Source organism: Parendozoicomonas verongulae (genome assembly GCF_009711465.1).
In the GTDB taxonomy this organism is placed as follows: domain Bacteria; phylum Pseudomonadota; class Gammaproteobacteria; order Pseudomonadales; family Endozoicomonadaceae; genus Sansalvadorimonas; species Sansalvadorimonas verongulae.
This window is the reverse complement of sequence record NZ_SMME01000872.1, coordinates 85,546-101,180: the sequence shown is the minus strand read 5'-3', so window position 1 is coordinate 101,180 and position 15,635 is coordinate 85,546. Positions and strand designations below refer to the sequence as shown.

At 51.3% G+C, this 15,635-nt stretch carries 16 protein-coding genes and 1 pseudogene; 3 read left to right on the top strand and 14 right to left on the bottom strand.

Annotation, left to right across the window (positions count from 1 at the left end):
• Window positions 1-36: 36 nt before the first annotated feature.
• Entirely contained in the window at window positions 37-2,538 is a 2,502-nt protein-coding gene (locus E1189_RS21300; RefSeq protein WP_230460577.1) for a penicillin-binding protein 1A, read from the top strand.
• A gap of 88 nt (window positions 2,539-2,626) precedes the next feature.
• Here the strand turns inward: E1189_RS21300 and E1189_RS21295 are convergent, their stop codons facing one another.
• A complete protein-coding gene (locus E1189_RS21295; protein WP_155163185.1) occupies window positions 2,627-3,895 on the bottom strand; it encodes a malic enzyme-like NAD(P)-binding protein in 1,269 nt (422 codons plus the stop codon).
• A 329-nt stretch (window positions 3,896-4,224) separates the two neighbouring features.
• Window positions 4,225-4,440 (bottom strand): 50S ribosomal protein L31, encoded by a 216-nt coding sequence (gene rpmE / locus E1189_RS21290; RefSeq protein ID WP_155163184.1) that lies wholly within the window; start codon window positions 4,438-4,440, stop codon window positions 4,225-4,227.
• A gap of 240 nt (window positions 4,441-4,680) precedes the next feature.
• On the opposite strand from rpmE, the gene E1189_RS21285 reads away from it, so the two are divergent.
• Window positions 4,681-6,945, top strand: coding sequence for a primosomal protein N' (locus E1189_RS21285; RefSeq protein ID WP_329602160.1), 2,265 nt, complete (start codon window positions 4,681-4,683; stop codon window positions 6,943-6,945).
• A 29-nt stretch (window positions 6,946-6,974) separates the two neighbouring features.
• On the opposite strand, the gene E1189_RS21280 is transcribed toward E1189_RS21285, so the two are convergent.
• From E1189_RS21280 to E1189_RS21230, 11 genes are all read right to left on the bottom strand, one after another.
• Window positions 6,975-7,685 (bottom strand): 16S rRNA (uracil(1498)-N(3))-methyltransferase, encoded by a 711-nt coding sequence (locus E1189_RS21280; protein WP_155163182.1) that lies wholly within the window; start codon window positions 7,683-7,685, stop codon window positions 6,975-6,977.
• Between the two features lie 34 nt (window positions 7,686-7,719).
• On the bottom strand, window positions 7,720-8,508 hold the full coding sequence (tatC, locus tag E1189_RS21275; protein ID WP_155163181.1) for a twin-arginine translocase subunit TatC: 789 nt from the start codon (window positions 8,506-8,508) through the stop codon (window positions 7,720-7,722).
• Window positions 8,509-8,532: 24 nt separating this feature from the next.
• The gene (gene tatB, locus E1189_RS21270) at window positions 8,533-8,895 is read right to left on the bottom strand and encodes a Sec-independent protein translocase protein TatB (protein WP_155163180.1); all 363 of its coding nucleotides are present in this window, start codon (window positions 8,893-8,895) and stop codon (window positions 8,533-8,535) included.
• 15 nt (window positions 8,896-8,910) lie between these two features.
• Window positions 8,911-9,147 (bottom strand): twin-arginine translocase TatA/TatE family subunit, encoded by a 237-nt coding sequence (tatA, locus tag E1189_RS21265; RefSeq protein WP_155163179.1) that lies wholly within the window; start codon window positions 9,145-9,147, stop codon window positions 8,911-8,913.
• A 92-nt stretch (window positions 9,148-9,239) separates the two neighbouring features.
• Window positions 9,240-9,575 carry a histidine triad nucleotide-binding protein gene (locus tag E1189_RS21260; protein ID WP_155163178.1) on the bottom strand — a complete coding sequence of 112 codons (336 nt, stop codon included), beginning with the start codon at window positions 9,573-9,575 and terminating at the stop codon, window positions 9,240-9,242.
• A 13-nt stretch (window positions 9,576-9,588) separates the two neighbouring features.
• On the bottom strand, window positions 9,589-9,939 hold the full coding sequence (locus E1189_RS21255; RefSeq protein ID WP_155163177.1) for a phosphoribosyl-ATP diphosphatase: 351 nt from the start codon (window positions 9,937-9,939) through the stop codon (window positions 9,589-9,591).
• Between the two features lie 32 nt (window positions 9,940-9,971).
• Window positions 9,972-10,382 carry a phosphoribosyl-AMP cyclohydrolase gene (gene hisI / locus E1189_RS21250; RefSeq protein ID WP_155163176.1) on the bottom strand — a complete coding sequence of 137 codons (411 nt, stop codon included), beginning with the start codon at window positions 10,380-10,382 and terminating at the stop codon, window positions 9,972-9,974.
• Between the two features lie 8 nt (window positions 10,383-10,390).
• The gene (gene ubiB, locus E1189_RS21245; RefSeq protein WP_329602159.1) at window positions 10,391-12,019 is read right to left on the bottom strand and encodes a ubiquinone biosynthesis regulatory protein kinase UbiB; all 1,629 of its coding nucleotides are present in this window, start codon (window positions 12,017-12,019) and stop codon (window positions 10,391-10,393) included.
• Window positions 12,020-12,022: 3 nt separating this feature from the next.
• Window positions 12,023-12,679, bottom strand: a complete 657-nt coding sequence (locus E1189_RS21240; RefSeq protein ID WP_155163174.1) for a ubiquinone biosynthesis accessory factor UbiJ — start codon at window positions 12,677-12,679, stop codon at window positions 12,023-12,025.
• Complete coding sequence (gene ubiE, locus E1189_RS21235; RefSeq protein ID WP_155163173.1) at window positions 12,676-13,434, bottom strand: bifunctional demethylmenaquinone methyltransferase/2-methoxy-6-polyprenyl-1,4-benzoquinol methylase UbiE; 759 nt, start codon at window positions 13,432-13,434, stop codon at window positions 12,676-12,678. The genes E1189_RS21240 and ubiE overlap by 4 nt, the downstream gene beginning before the upstream one ends.
• A 102-nt stretch (window positions 13,435-13,536) precedes the next feature.
• Window positions 13,537-13,929: a gamma-butyrobetaine hydroxylase family protein gene (locus E1189_RS21230; protein WP_329602158.1), complete on the bottom strand. Its 393-nt coding sequence runs from the start codon at window positions 13,927-13,929 to the stop codon at window positions 13,537-13,539.
• A gap of 144 nt (window positions 13,930-14,073) precedes the next feature.
• On the opposite strand from E1189_RS21230, the gene E1189_RS21225 reads away from it, so the two are divergent.
• Complete coding sequence (locus E1189_RS21225; protein WP_155163171.1) at window positions 14,074-15,240, top strand: LPS O-antigen chain length determinant protein WzzB; 1,167 nt, start codon at window positions 14,074-14,076, stop codon at window positions 15,238-15,240.
• A 116-nt stretch (window positions 15,241-15,356) separates the two neighbouring features.
• On the opposite strand, the pseudogene E1189_RS21220 reads toward E1189_RS21225, so the two are convergent.
• Window positions 15,357-15,635: pseudogene (locus tag E1189_RS21220) on the bottom strand (hypothetical protein); the annotation flags it as partial.

The window sequence follows — 15,635 nt, the reverse complement described above, 5'->3', positions numbered from 1 at the left end:
AACTCTTGCTTATAATGGCCTATTCAAAGACATGGCATGGGCGTACAGACCAGCCAAACCGGTTCATTTATTACAAAACTTATGAATAAAGTTGTCAGATTGGTTCGATTCGGCCTGTGGGCAGGTTTCGCTGCGTTTTGTGGAGCAGCACTCATTTTCAGCAGTGCCTATCTTTACCTGAGTCCGGGTCTTCCTTCTGTTGATGCCCTGCGTGATGTTCGGTTACAAACACCTCTGCGTATTTATGCAGCTGACGACAGCCTGATTGCAGAGTTTGGTGAAAAGCGTCGCTCTCCTGTCAATATTGAGGAAGTATCACAAACACTTATTAATGCCTTTCTCGCGGCGGAAGATGATCGCTTTTACTCCCATAATGGCGTTGATATCGCTGGTCTTGCCCGCGCCACCGTCCAGCTGGTGTCCACTGGCCGCATTCAGTCTGGCGGCAGCACCATTACCATGCAGGTGGCCAAGAACTTCTTCCTGAGCCATGAGCGGGTGTTCTCCCGTAAATTCAATGAAATCCTGCTGGCTCTGGAAATTGAGAGAAAACTCAGTAAGAACGAGATCATCGAACTGTATCTCAACAAGATCTATCTCGGTAACCGCGCCTATGGCGTCGAAGCCGCTGCACAGGTTTACTACGGCAAATCTGTGAATGAGCTGGATATTGCCCAGATGGCTATGATTGCCGGCCTGCCGAAAGCGCCATCTCGCTATAACCCTATCGCTAACCCTAAACGTGCATTGTTGCGCAGAAACTGGATTATCAAGCGTATGGGAACCCTTGGCTTGATTACTGCCTCCCAGCAGGAAAATGCCCTGAATGAACCTGTAACTGCAACTTACCACGGCCTGCCTATTGATCTCGAAGCGCCCTACGTAGCTGAAATGGTACGTATGCAAGTGGTGGAAAAATTTGGCCCTAATGCTTACACCGACGGCTATGAGGTGTACACCACCATCAACGCCAAACAACAGCGCGCTGCCAATACCGCTATCGACAAAGGTCTGCAGGCTTACGACGAACGTCACGGCTACCGTGGCCCTGAACTGCAACTGGAGAACCCAGACAGCTGGCTTCCCACACTGAAAGATACCAGCCGTATAGGCCAGCTTATTCCAGCTGTTGTCACCGATGTGAATGATGAATTTGCCAACCTTCTGTTTCGGGATGGTTCCACAGGTGTACTGAACTGGAAGGAGATGTCCTGGGCCAAGCCTTACATTAATGTGAACCGTCAGGGGAATGCTCCCAAAGTCCCACAGGACGTCGTAACAACAGGGGATTTGATTCGCGTACGGGACAACAATGGTTTCTGGCGCTTGAGTGAAATTCCGGAAGCCCAGGCGGCTCTTGTTTCCCTGCGCCCGGAAGATGGTGCCATCACCTCCATCGTCGGTGGTTTCAACTTTTACGACAGCAAATACAACCGAGTCACCCAGGCAAACCGTCAGGTTGGTTCTGCCTTTAAGCCTTTCGTTTATTCTGCAGCCATCAATAAGGGAGCAACTGCTGCAACGCTGATAAACGATGCACCCGTTGTATTTAACGACGACAAACTGGAAAGTCACTGGCGCCCCCAGAACGACAACCAGAAGTTCTACGGCCCGACCCGTATTCGTAAGGGGCTGTATCGCTCCCGTAACCTGGTTTCTATCCGGTTACTCCAGAGAACAGGAGTGAACTACTCCCTGAACCATATGGAGCAACTGGGCTTGCCAAGAGCCAAGTTACCCCAGAACTTATCTCTGTCTCTGGGCAGTGCTGCACTGTCGCCTATGGAGTTAGCAACCGCTTACACAGTATTGGCCAATGGTGGCTTTAAAGTTGAACCTTACATCATCCAGCGTATTGATCGTCTGGACACAACAGTAATGAAAGCGGATCCAGTGATTGCCTGTCGCGGCTGCGAAGAGAAGCAAAAAGAGCAGAAAGAGGCTCAAACTTTTGCTGTTCCCGATAGTGCAATTCTAGGTGTAGATGACGCCTTGTTTGAGGAGGCACCTCTGGATCAGGTAACACCTGTTAAGCCACCCAAGCTTGCCCCCCGTGTGATGGATGAACGGGTGAACTTCATCATGTACGACATGATGAAGGATGTCATTCAATCCGGCACTGGTCGTCGTGCCAAGGTGTTGAAGCGCTCTGATCTGGCAGGAAAAACCGGCACCACCAACGACCAGCGTGACGTATGGTTCTCTGGTTTCAACCCTGAGCTGCAAACTACCGTATGGATGGGCTTTGACCAGCCGAAGACGCTGGGTCGCTGGGAGTATGGCGCGAATGCTGCTCTGCCCATCTGGATCGACTTTATGAAAGTCGCTCTGGAGGATATTCCGGAAACCAATTTGTCCCAACCAAAGGGGATGGTGACTATCAAGATCAACCCCACAACTGGCAAGCCTGCCGGCCCGGGTGAGAAAGATGCAATCTTTGAAATTTTCCGCAAAGAGAATGCCCCCAAAGCTGCACCAATCAAACAGGAAGGCAAAACGACTGACGAAGAAAGCTTCAATCCTGGTGATATTTTCTAACCGGGGTTTTTAAAGCATCCAATAAAAAACCTGCCAGACGGCAGGTTTTTTATGACTTAACGTTTTTATTGCGCAGAGCAATCAAAAATCAGTAAACAATGTCGTCTACAGATTTCAGCGGGTAGTGCGCTGGATACTCAGCACGGGCTACACCGCTATCCACAGCCGCTTTAGCAACAGCAGCGGATACAGCGCCCAGCAGGCGAGCATCCATTGGCTTTGGAATGATGTAGTCGCGGCCAAACTCCAGAGAGTCCAGACCGTAAGCATCCAGAACGTCCTGAGGTACAGGTTCTTTAGCCAGATCTTTCAGAGCGTAAGCCGCTGCAACCTTCATCTCTTCGTTGATCTTGCTGGCGCGAACGTCCAGTGCACCACGGAAGATGAATGGGAAGCCAAGTACGTTGTTGACCTGGTTAGAGTAATCGGAACGACCAGTCGCCATGATAACATCAGGGCGTGCTTCAGCGGCTTTCTCAGGGCTGATTTCTGGATCAGGGTTAGAGCAGGCAAATACTACAGGACTCTCAGCCATACGCCCAAGCTGCTCTGGAGACAGCAGGTTCGGGCCAGACAAGCCAAGGAACACGTCTGCGTTTTCAATAGCATCGTCCAGCGTACGACACTCGGTGTCTACTGCGAATGCCGCCTTGTACTGGTTCAGGTCGGTACGGCCGGAGTGAATCACACCTTTGCTATCCAGCATAAGGATGTTTTCTGGCTTCATACCGCAGCTGATCAGCAGCTTGGTGCAGGAGATAGCAGCAGCGCCAGCACCCAGACATACCATGCGTGCGTCTTCTACTGTTTTACCTGCCAGTTCCAACGCGTTCAGCATACCCGCTACGGTTACAATTGCAGTACCGTGCTGGTCGTCGTGAAATACCGGGATATCACACAGGTCAATCAGAGTGCGTTCAATTTCAAAACATTCAGGTGCTTTGATGTCTTCCAGGTTGATACCACCGAAAGTGACAGCGATACGTTTCACAGTATCAATAAACGCCTGTGGGCTTTCAGATTCTACTTCCAGATCGATAGAATCGACACCTGCAAAACGTTTGAACAGAAGGGACTTACCTTCCATAACCGGCTTACTGGCCAGAGGGCCAAGGTTACCCAGACCAAGAATCGCAGAGCCGTTACTGATAACAGCAACAAGATTGCCCTTTGCCGTATATTTGTAGGCCAGCTCCGCATCGCGGGCGATTTCACGAACAGGCTCGGCAACACCAGGACTGTATGCCAGAGAAAGGTCACGGGAAGTGACCGCAGGCTTGGTCAGCTCAACGCTGATTTTTCCTGGGCGTGGATTCGCGTGATAGTCAAGAGCAGCTTGCTTCATATCCTCAGCCATTTTAATTCTTCCAGTTTTTTTTATTGCCTGCCGGGAAGGCATGAGAATATCGGAAAGGATGAGCACGCTCAACAGACGACGGCCAACGATAGTACAATAAACAGTTATAACGACTATTTTACCACTTAATTAAAGGTATTCAGTCTGAAAAACAAGTGTTGGTCGGAAAGATTTGAAAAGCGGAACCGGCAAAGAAAGCAGTGACCTGGACGAAAAGCGCCAGGCTTACAACAAATTCACTCACCTAACTTTGATGTCAGTCATCAAAGTGATATCTCAAAAGTTCTAAACCAAAAGAGGCACCCCGGTGGGTGCCTCTCTTATTTTTCTCAGCGCTTGGAGCTGAGCGCGCCGAAACGCTTGTTGAAGCGCTCGATACGACCGCCGGTATCCATAACCTTTTGAGTACCGGTGTAGAACGGATGGCACTTGGCACATACGTCAAGACCGATATCTTTGCACAGGGTGGATTTAACCTTGATCACGTTACCGCAGCTGCAGGTAGCAGTGATTTCTTCGTACTTAGGATGGATATCCTGTTTCATGGCTCAGCCTCTAGCTTATACTGTACGCCGCCACCAGCACCTGGTCTGAATCAGACCCACCGGCATCTGGCACCGCATACCTACACGTCAGAGGTACAGGCCTCTGACAGAAGATCGCGAATATTAGCAGACACGCAACCCCGAGCAAAGCGGGTAAATCGCATTTCTCACCAGACACAGAGTGGGGGCTTCTGATAAGCTAGGATTTTTCCTCAGCACCCTGCATCCATGCCCGCGACTGTGACTGGAATTCTACGTATCGCGCTTCCTGTTAATCTGCGCCGATTATTTGACTACCTACCTCCGCGTTCCCTGCAATCCGGAACACTCACTCCCGGCATTCGTGTACGGGTACCCTTTGGCTCACGGGAGCTGGTCGGCATACTGATTAGTCTGGAAACTGAGTCAGAGGTTCCCGAAAACAAGCTTCGTCCGGCCCATGCTCTGCTGGATGAGTCCCCGATTCTGCCTCCTTCCCTGATAAAGCTGACGCTCTGGGCGGCAGATTATTACCATTCGCCGGCCGGGGACACCTTCAGCCAGGCGCTGCCTGCTCTGCTTCGTCAAGGCTATGACCTGGCTCGCGAGGTACATCAATTCTGGCAACCGGCCGCCAATCTGGACACTCAGGCCGAGCAGGCCCTCCTGAGAGCCAGAGCCCCCCGCCAGCAGGAAGCCTGGAGTCTAATTAAGCAGCATGGAGACGGTATTTCCATCGAAGCCCTGAAAAGCATGGGCTTTGAGCGCCCTCTGCTTAAAAATCTGGAAAATCGCGGTTTGATCGAGCCCATCGAGAAAGCTCCGGAGTTCCAGCTCTTTTATGAGCATGAGCCGCTGCTGAAATCCTCTCCCTACGTACTGAACGAGGAGCAGGCACGGGCGCTGGAGTCCATTACCTGCGAAGGGGAGCAGTTCAGCGCCACCCTGCTCCACGGTGTGACGGGCAGCGGCAAGACGGAGGTTTACCTTCAGGCCATCGCCCACACTCTTGCCAAAAAACAGCAAGCGCTGGTTCTGGTACCGGAGATTGGCCTTACGCCCCAGACTCTGGCTCGCTTCCGGGATCGCTTTAACGTACCGGTCGTGGTTCTCCACTCCGGCCTGACCGACAGGGAACGCCTGAATGGCTGGCTGTCCGCTCGACGGGGCGAGGCAGGCATCGTGATCGCCACCCGCTCCGGCATTTTCACACCCCTCCTGCATCCGGGCATTATTATTGTGGATGAGGAGCACGACCTCTCTTATAAACAGCAAGACGGTGTACGTTACTCATCCCGTGACCTGGCGCTTTACCGTGGACGACTGGAGAGTATCCCCGTTGTTTTAGGCACGGCCACTCCCAGTCTGGAAACCCTGCACAACAGTCAGACCCACAGGTTCCGCTACCTGCAGCTGCGTCAGCGAGCTGGTAATGCCCGCCCCCCTGTTCTGGAGCTGATTGATACCCGCAACCAGCAGATGACAGGCGGTCTGGCACCGGCCACCCTTTCAGCAGTCAAAGAAACCTTGAAACAAGGGCAACAGGTGCTGGTGTTCCTGAATCGTCGGGGCTACGCCCCAACACTCACCTGTGATAACTGCGGCTACCTGATTGATTGCCCCAATTGCGATGCTCACCTGACATTGCACAAAACACCGCTACATCTCCATTGTCACCACTGCGATTACCATCAGGGTATTCCTGACCAGTGCCCCAATTGTCAGAGTCGTGAACTCAGCCCGGTGGGTCAGGGAACAGAGCGCACGGAAGAGATTCTGGAACAGCTTTTTGCACCACGAGAAAATAAGCGAAAAGGACGAGTGGATGTGCTGCGCATAGACCGTGACAGCATGCGCAAAAAGCACTCTTTTCAGGAAACCATTAACAAAATTCACCAAGGCAACCCCGCCATTCTGGTAGGCACACAGATGCTGGCGAAAGGCCATCATTTTCCCGCAGTGACTCTGGTGGTGATTGTGAATGCAGATACTGGGTTTTTCAGTGCCGATTTTCGTGGTGCCGAAAAAACAGGTCAGCTGATTTTACAGGTAGCTGGCCGTGCCGGGCGAGCCGAAAAGCCGGGCCAGGTGCTGATTCAAACCGGCAACCCTGACAACCCTCAGTTACAGTCTTTGATTCATCACGGTTACGATGCGTTTTCTCAGGACATTCTCAACCAGCGCCGATCAATTGGCTTGCCGCCATTTAGCCATATTGCGCTGATTACCTCAGAAGCCACCAACCCTCAGCCGGTTGAGGAGTTTCTCAACAATACAGCGATAGTCGCTCGAGAGCTTATTGAGGCGGAGAATCTGGGGGGGCCGGAAGGTGTGATGGTGATGGGACCAATGCCTGCCCCCATGGAAAGGCGTCAGGGCCGGATGCGCTGGCAGCTGCATTTACAGGCACCTAATCGCAAACCGTTGCATAACCTTCTTTATCGCTTATTGCCGGTGATGGAGCAGGACCCGTTCACGCGTAAGCTGCGATGGTCTATCGATATTGATCCACAGGATATGAGTTAGTCAGCTCCTGCCCCCAAAGCCGGCTGCGTTCAACCGAACAAGCGACTGAGAAGGGCAGGAACGGCGGTTTCTACCCGTAAGATACGCGGCCCAAGGTGCACACACTCAAAGCCGTATTCAACCAGGCGCTCAATTTCATAGGGAATAAACCCGCCCTCAGGCCCAATGGCTAAAACTGTTGGCTCATTGATCGCGCGAGGGCATTCCCCGTCCCCCACAGGATGTGCAACCAGTTTCCGCATATCCTCTGACATCGCAGGCAGACGGTCTTCCACAAAGGGTTTAAATCGTTTTTCCAGAATAACTTCTGGCAGAACCGTATCCCTGCCCTGCTCCAACCCAAGAACCAACTGCTCGCGAATAGCCTCAGGTTTCAGCCATGGGCTTTGCCAGAAGCTTTTTTCTACACGAAAGGTATTCATCAGCACGATGCGTTTTACGCCCATCGTCGCCAGTGTCTGAAATGTACGCTTCAACATTTTGGGCCGTGGCAGCGCGAGCAGTACAGTGACAGGCAAAGCGGCTGGAGGCTCCTGAGACACTTCGTACCCCAGTTCCAGCTCGTCTTTTTCCAGACGTATAATTCGTGCCTCCCCCAGCAATCCGTTCAGGTTACCGACACGAAGCGTGTCACCGACTTCAGCCTTGTGCACATCCTGCACATGAGTAAGCCTGCGGCCCCGTACAATCGCACGGCCTGCATCAACAATATCTTCAGGTTCAAGTAAAAGTAGATTCATAACAGCCGTGAGCCCAAAGTGCCCGCTTCAAAGCTTACCTTGAAGACTGCTCCTTTTCCTTTTCCGCTTTCCGTTTGGCAGAAGAGTTCCGTGCAAAGCGAGAGAAGATAATGCCGCACTCAAACAACATCCACATAGGCAGTGCCAGCAAAGACTGAGAGATCACATCCGGTGGTGTCAGCAGCATACCTATGACAAAGCAGCCAACAACGACATAAGGGCGTTTCTTTTTCAGATCATCAACTGTGGTCAGGCCAGAAGCCACCAGCAGTACAGTGGCTACAGGGATTTCAAAGGCCACACCAAAGGCGAAGAACATCTTCAGCACGAAATCCAGATAGTGGTTGATGTCCGTCATAATCGTCACCCCTTCCGGGCCAACGCTGGTAAAGAAGCCAAATACCAGAGGAAAAACAACGTAGTAGGCGAAAGCGGCACCACTGTAGAACAGCAACACACTGAAAACCAGCAAAGGGACTGCGAGGCGTTTTTCGTGCTGATACAAACCTGGGGAAATAAACGCCCAGATCTGGTGAAGCACAAAGGGGATACCAAGGAAAACAGCTACGACCAAAGTCAGCTTAAAGGGTGTCAGAAACGGCGAAGCCACCTCTGTTGCAATCATGCTGGCCCCTTCCGGCAAGTAGACTCGCAGAGGCTGGGAAACGAAGGCGTAAATATCGTTAGCAAAGTAGAACAGGCCAAGAAAGATCACCAGAACAACCACAACCGACTTCAAAATGCGATTGCGCAGCTCCAGCAAATGCTGAACCAGCGGTTGTTCTGAATCTGTGGCCTGGCCGTTTTTATCGTTAGTACTCATGAATCAATCTATTCAGGGCGCATTTCAAGAAGAGGGCTTGTCGGAGCCGGCGTTGTCAATCGATGATTTCTCACTATCGGCCGAAGCACTTTTGGACAGCCCTTCCAGGGGGTTGCTCAATGTTTCCTTAACACTGCTTACACCCTTTTCCAGCTCTTCCCGAGTTTTCTTCAGCTCATCCATAACACTGGCGTTATGGACTTCCCTGCGGATGTCATCCACTCTCAGTTCACGCTCAATCTCGTCACGAATCCCTTGAAAACTGCGTTTGATACGGCTCACCCATATTGCAGTGGTCTTGATGGCGACAGGCAGACGCTCCGGGCCCAATACCACCAGTGCGATAACGGCAATAATAACGAGCTCTAAAAATCCAATATCGAACACGACGGCAGGTATCCGTTATTGTTTGTCTTTCTGGGAAACTTTCTCAGATGTCTGAGAGAACTGCGCATCTTCACCTTCAATCTTTTTTGGCTCTTCTTTCTTGGCTTCGTCCTGCTCGCCATTGTCTATGGCCTTGCGGAAGCCTTTCACTGCACTGCCCAGATCGCCACCAATGTTACGCAGACGCTTGGTGCCAAACAAAAGAATCAGAATAGCCAAAACAATCAAAAGCTGCGGAATACTGATACCCATAATAAACCTCTTTAAAACCCAGTATATGAAGGCTGCAACGTTCACATTGTTATGCTGCAGCCACATGTTAAAACGCTCTGACGGAGCACACTTTACAAAGCGTGAAGTTTGCCACCACCAAGAATGTGGAAATGCAGGTGGAAAACTTCCTGACCACCACCTTTGCCATTATTTGTCACCGTGCGATAGCCTTCAGTCAGCCCTTGCTGACGGGCGATCCTGGGAATAGTCAGCATCATATGGCTGATCAGATCACGGTCGGAATCCTTCAAGTCATCCAGATTCACCACATGTTTGCGGGGAATCACCAGCAGGTGGATAGGAGCCTTGGGCTGAATATCCCGAAATGCCAGACAGTGCTCGTCTTCATAGACGACATCTGCCGGAATCTCTCCCTGCACAATTTTGCAGAAGATACAGTCAGTCATGATTTCTGTCCTGTTAATCCCTGTGTTCGTTGGAATCAGCAGAACGTGCTGCCTTTTCCTCAAGGCCAGAGAGGCCAAAACGCCGCCCCAGCTCTTTCAAAACCGCATCCGGGCCTGTGCCCAGATGAGCCAGCATAACCAGGGAGTGGAACCAGAGGTCAGCGGTTTCATGCACCAGATCATCCACATTTCCAGTGTGCTCGGCATCCTTTGCGGCCAGCACAGTTTCCGTGGACTCTTCGCCGACCTTTTCCAGAATCTTATTCAGACCCTTTTCATACAAAGACGCCACATAGGAGTGCCCAGACTCATCGCCTTTGCGCTGTTCCAGCACCTGTGCCAGTTGCTCAAGTATATCGCTCATTATCAGTCCAGTGCAGAGAGTATCTTTACCAATTATTGATAGATTTCATCAGGGCTTTTCTTCACAGGTTCTACACTGTGCCAGCGCGGTTCTTCTCCCGCCTGCAGGCCAAGATAAAAACAGCTCTCACGCCCTGTATGGCAAGCGACACCTCCGCGCTGATGAACCTTTAACAAGATCGTATCCCCGTCACAGTCGAGGCGGATATCCACCACTTCCTGAGTATGACCAGAGCTTTCTCCCTTACGCCACAGCTTCCCACGGGAGCGGGACCAGTATATGGCATGCCCATCGCGCATGGTGGCCTCAAGGGCCTCACGGTTCATCCAGGCCATCATCAGTACTGTGCCAGATGTCGCATCCTGAGCGATGGCAGGCACTAACCTGTCAGCATTCCAGGCCACTTGATCCAGCCATGTTTTTCCCACAATCGCCTCAGCCATTCCCCCTCCTAATCGCTATCTGAGCGTTTCCTCGTGCCAGATTGACTCAGCAGGTAACCACCCACACCGCCCAGCAGAAGAATATTCCAGTCAGCTACTGCCGAGGCTTGTTCAACCATTACCAGGGCTCCCCCCAGTACCAATACGCCAAGCCAGCGCAGATCTTTGCCTTTAGCTGGCTTAGATACACTGCATGGCCCGGTTTTACTTCTACGGAGCGCCTGCACATCCTCAAACAGCTGATGAGCCAGCATAGGTGCCTGCTCAATCATCTCTGGCATTGTATTGTGCAATCTTTTTATGACACTTTGTGGTGCCACACGTTCATGCATCCACTTTTCCAGAAACGGTTGCGCGGTGGCCCACAAATCCAGCTGAGGATAGAGCTGCCGCCCCAGCCCCTCAATATTCAGAAGGGTTTTCTGCAGCAGCACCAGCTGGGGTTGCACTTCCATATTGAAACGACGAGCCACCTGGAACAGGTTCAGCAGCACCATGCCAAACGAGATTTCCGCCAGAGGTTTTTCAAAAATCGGCTCACACACTGTGCGGATACCCGCTTCCAGTTCGTTCACCCGTGTGTCGGCAGGCACCCAGCCTGAATCGATATGGAGCTGTGCCACCATCCGGTAATCCCTGCGGAAGAAAGCCAGCAGGTTACGGGCCAGATAGCTTTGATCTTCTGGTGCCAGCGACCCTACAATGCCGCAGTCGATACCAATATATTGCGGATCACGGGGATCGCTGCGGGAAATAAAAATATTGCCCGGGTGCATATCTGCATGAAAGAAACTATCCCGAAACACCTGTGTGAAGAAAGTTTCCACCCCTCGTTCCGCCAGCAGCTTCATATTAGTACCCTGCTCTTTCAGGGCATCCATATCTGTTACAGGGATACCGTAAATCCGCTCCATCACCATCACCTTGGGGCGGGAGAATTCCCAGTACACCCGAGGCACATAAAGCAGGTGAGATTCAAGAAAGTTACGGCGCAGCTGAGAGGCGTTGGCTGCTTCCCGCTGGAGATTTAATTCATCGAAAATGGTGCTTTCATAGTCCGCCACCACTTCTACCGGCCGCAACCGCTTACCGTCAGAGGTTAAGCGCACTATACGGGCCAACATAAAGAGCAGGGAAATATCCTTACGAATGGTTTTGGCAATACCGGGGCGAATGACCTTTACTACCACATCATCGCCCCTGGGGTTATCAGGATTATGAAGCACGGCCCCATGAACCTGAGCAATGGAGGCTGAGGCCATGGGTTCACGCTCAAAAGACTGGAAGAGATTGTCCACTGACTCTCCAAGACTTTTTTCAATAATGCTTACTGCCACATCACTGGAAAACGCAGGCACCCGATCCTGAAGCTGTGCCAGTTCGTCCCCCACATCACCGGGCAGAAGATCTCGGCGGGTAGAAAGAATCTGGCCAAACTTCACAAAGATTGGCCCCAAATCAGTCAGTGCCATACGGAGACGGGCACCACGGGACGCAGAATGCTTAATGTAACGCCAAGGCAGCAAAGAGAGAATCAGGCGCCCGTACCAGGGCAGGGATTCACGATCGATCAGATTATCAAGACGATAGCGGGCAACAACCCTGATAATGGTAAAAATTCGAAGCAGACGCTGCACCAGTTAATATCCCCCAATCGGCTGACTGCTCAAGCGCTCGACACGGGCCTGCAGCCGATCTGTAGCTAAATGTAATTCGTCCAGGTCTTCCCGAAAAGCTTCGGTTTGTCCCGAAGGAGGCAGTAACCTCAATTCTTCCTGAAGAATTTCTGGCAAATTGGCAAGAAGAGTATCACAAGAGTCTTTGACCGTGTTTCGCCCCTGCCGAAACACAGAGCCCACAAGGTGAGCCACAACCCCGCCGGTGTATTGGGAAAGAAGCCCTTCCCAGTCTATATCTGCCTCGCGAACAATGACCGATGCGGCTTCCAGCAGGGAGCTGTCTCCTGAAAGAGTCATATTATTTTGCTGTAGAGATGCCATAGGGTCATCCGTCAGCGCAAGGCGGGCAAGGCTTACAGCTGGGCCAGACACAAGACAATCCGGCTCTTGCTCATAACTCCCCAGCAGAGCGGGTTTCTCCCCAAAACGGACAAAAAGGTTAAGCGCGGGGGCAGATACCTGAACCTGCAGGATTTTCCCATCCAGAGCCCGCAAATTCCGTGCTGTCACAGCATCATGGGCGATCAGACTGGCAACCGCTTTTTCCAGAGCCATTCGTACGGCCACTCCGGGCATACTGTTTTGCAGGGAGTCGAGTATTGAGCCTTCCTGGCTCATGGCTTAATGCCTTTGTGCAGAGCGACGATGCCGCCAGTCATATTGTTGTAACTGGTATTCGCAAAACCGGCTTCTTTCATCATGCCTTCCAGAGTATCCTGATCAGGATGCATGCGGATGGATTCCGCCAGATAGCGGTAGCTGTCAGAGTCGTTGGTCACCAGCTTGCCCATGAGGGGCAGTGCAGTGAAGGAATACATATCATAGGCTTTGCCGAGTAAGGCACTGCGGGGCTTGGAGAACTCCAGAATCACAAGACGACCGCCGGGGCGAAGTACCCGCAGCATGGAGCGCAGGGCTGCGTCTTTATCCGTGACATTGCGCAGCCCGAAGGAGATGGTAATCAGATCGAAGGTATTGTCGGCAAAGGGCAGACATTCAGCATTGGCCTGCACGTACTCGATATTGCCTATAGCCCCCAGGTCAGTGAGCTTATCCCGCCCGACATGAAGCATAGAGTCGTTAATATCCGCCAGAATGACCTGACCATCTGCCCCTACAATTTCCGAGAACTTAAACGCCAGATCACCGGTTCCTCCGGCGATATCCAGCACTTTATGCCCTTTGCGAACGGCGCACATTTCCAGAGTAAAACGCTTCCATAAACGGTGAATGCCCATAGAAGTGAGGTCATTCATCAGGTCATAGCGCCCGGCAACAGAGTGGAATACATCCGCTACCAGCTTTTCTTTATCTCCAGAGTCAACCGTCCTGTAACCGAAATGGGTTTTACCCCCAGCCTGAAATTCACTCATCTTCTTTATGGCCACATGATCTTCAAAGGAAACCATTCTATCGCTCGATAAGCGTCAGGACTAGCAACATGTCGGCAAATACCCACTTTCAAACGATCAGCACTACTCCATCAGGCGAACAGCCGTGACTTCCGGATCTCGACTTTCCCCGGCCTTATTCAGCCGGTCAAGGTAGTCCTGCCACCAGATCGCTTGGTTATCACACAGTTCTTTGAGGTATTCCCATGTGTAAATACCGGAATCATGCCCATCATCAAAAATGAGTTTCAGGGCATAGTTTCCCACTGGCTGAACATCCGTAATATTTACATGGATCTTCCCCACCTGCAGGATTTCCTGTCCTTCGCCATGACCTTTCACCTCTGCGGAGGGGCTGTAGACGCGGAGGTATTCGCAGGGGAGGGAGAAGGTTTGCTCACCTGAGCCGTCGGCAGACGGATAGCTGAGTTCAAAGGTTTTGGTGGATTTGTGGAGTTTTACAGCGGAAGGAATCACAAGAAGAACCTGAGTAAAAAAGCAATACAGAACAATTACTCAGGGAAAATACAACAATTTATGAAGTCGTGTAAAAAAAACGATAGAATTCGCCCACTTTTTTCTTGATTGAAGCCACCGGGTTAGAGCTTCAAGGGTATAACGATGAATACACCAGTCTATCAACCACAGCCGTTTCAGGACGATGAGATCGACCTGTTTGAGCTCGCCGAAAGGCTTTGGGCTCGCAAACTGCTTATTATCATAATAACAGCCCTTGCTGCGGTCATCTCTGTTGCCGTTGCGCTGTTGCTTCCTCCTACTTGGCAAAGTGAAGCCCGGATTTACCCGACCTCAGACGCAGGGCTAACTCACCTCAACAGCCTAAAACAGCAGATTGAGGGAGGAGGTTATAATCCAGCAACTCCACCCCAGGTATTCAATACCTACTATCGTTATCTGACAGCCCCCTCTACGTTACGTGAGGTGTTCCACAACAGCGGACTGGCAGAAAAAGCCCTGCAGGCAAACCCCGGTGGTGACCAGAAAAAAGTTCTGGCATCAGCCTTTCAAAAGTTCTCAGAATCTTTGAGCAGCAACCAGTCCGACCCTAAAAAAGATGCTGGCGAATTCCTGACCATTCGCTTCACCTCCCAAGATCAGGCCTTCACTGCGGAACTGATAAACGACCAGTTACTCCCGCTGGTCCGCAGCAAAATTCTGAATTTATACTCAGAGAGTCTGGAAGCTGAACGTATCGACACAACGAACTCTCTAAACAGAAGTATTCAACAAGCAGAAACCCAGTATATTGAAAGTTCTCGCTTTAAATCCCTGCAACTGGAAGAAGCGCTATCTGTTGCCAGAGCCGGCGGTATTATCAAACCGGAACAGAACCAAAACCTTGGCAGCTCCAGCCATGATGCATGGTTTTTAATGGGTACTGACATTCTGTCTGAAAGCCTGAAGTTGCAAAAAAGTGAGTTGGATCGCTACAGATTTATCAGTCGCCCGCAGAGTGACGACGCAGACAAACCATTTCTGGCTAACGTAGCACCGTTATTTTTAAGAATTGAGAGTTTGAAGACGCTGAATACCAAGCTTGAAGACCTTCAGCCAGTGGCTATAGATGAGCCTGCTACCATTCCGGTATCTCCCATCAAACCTAAGAAAAAGCTCATCATTGCTTTGGGTGTAGTACTGGGCGGCATGCTCGGTGTGTTTATTGCTCTGATTCAGATTACTGTTACCAGTCGTAAAGAAAAACAGGCTTTAGCAGAGCAGGTGCCTTCTGTACCTCACCCATCGGCTGATGCGACTTTTAGCCGCTAACCATATCTCTCACTGCAGCTCTCACGTTTACTCATACGTGAGAGCTGCCTGCCTGCCTGCCTTCCTTTCCATGCTATTGCCATGAGCCTCAAATGGCTTCGCTCTTCGATGATATTCTACTTCTGCAAATGATTGACAATGATGGCAAGGGTCTCTTCTATCCTGTCAAAGCGCTTGTCACTCTCATCAAAGCGCGCATCAATCCTGTCAAAGCGCTTCTCATGCTCATCAAAGCGTGCGTCAATCCTGTCAAAGCGCTTCTCATTCTCATCAAAACGCGCATCCATCCTGTCAAGGCGTGCATCAATCCTGTCAAAACGCTTCTCATGCTCATCAAAGCGCGCATCAATCCTGTCAAAGCGCTTGTCATTCTCATCAAAGCGCGCATCAATCCT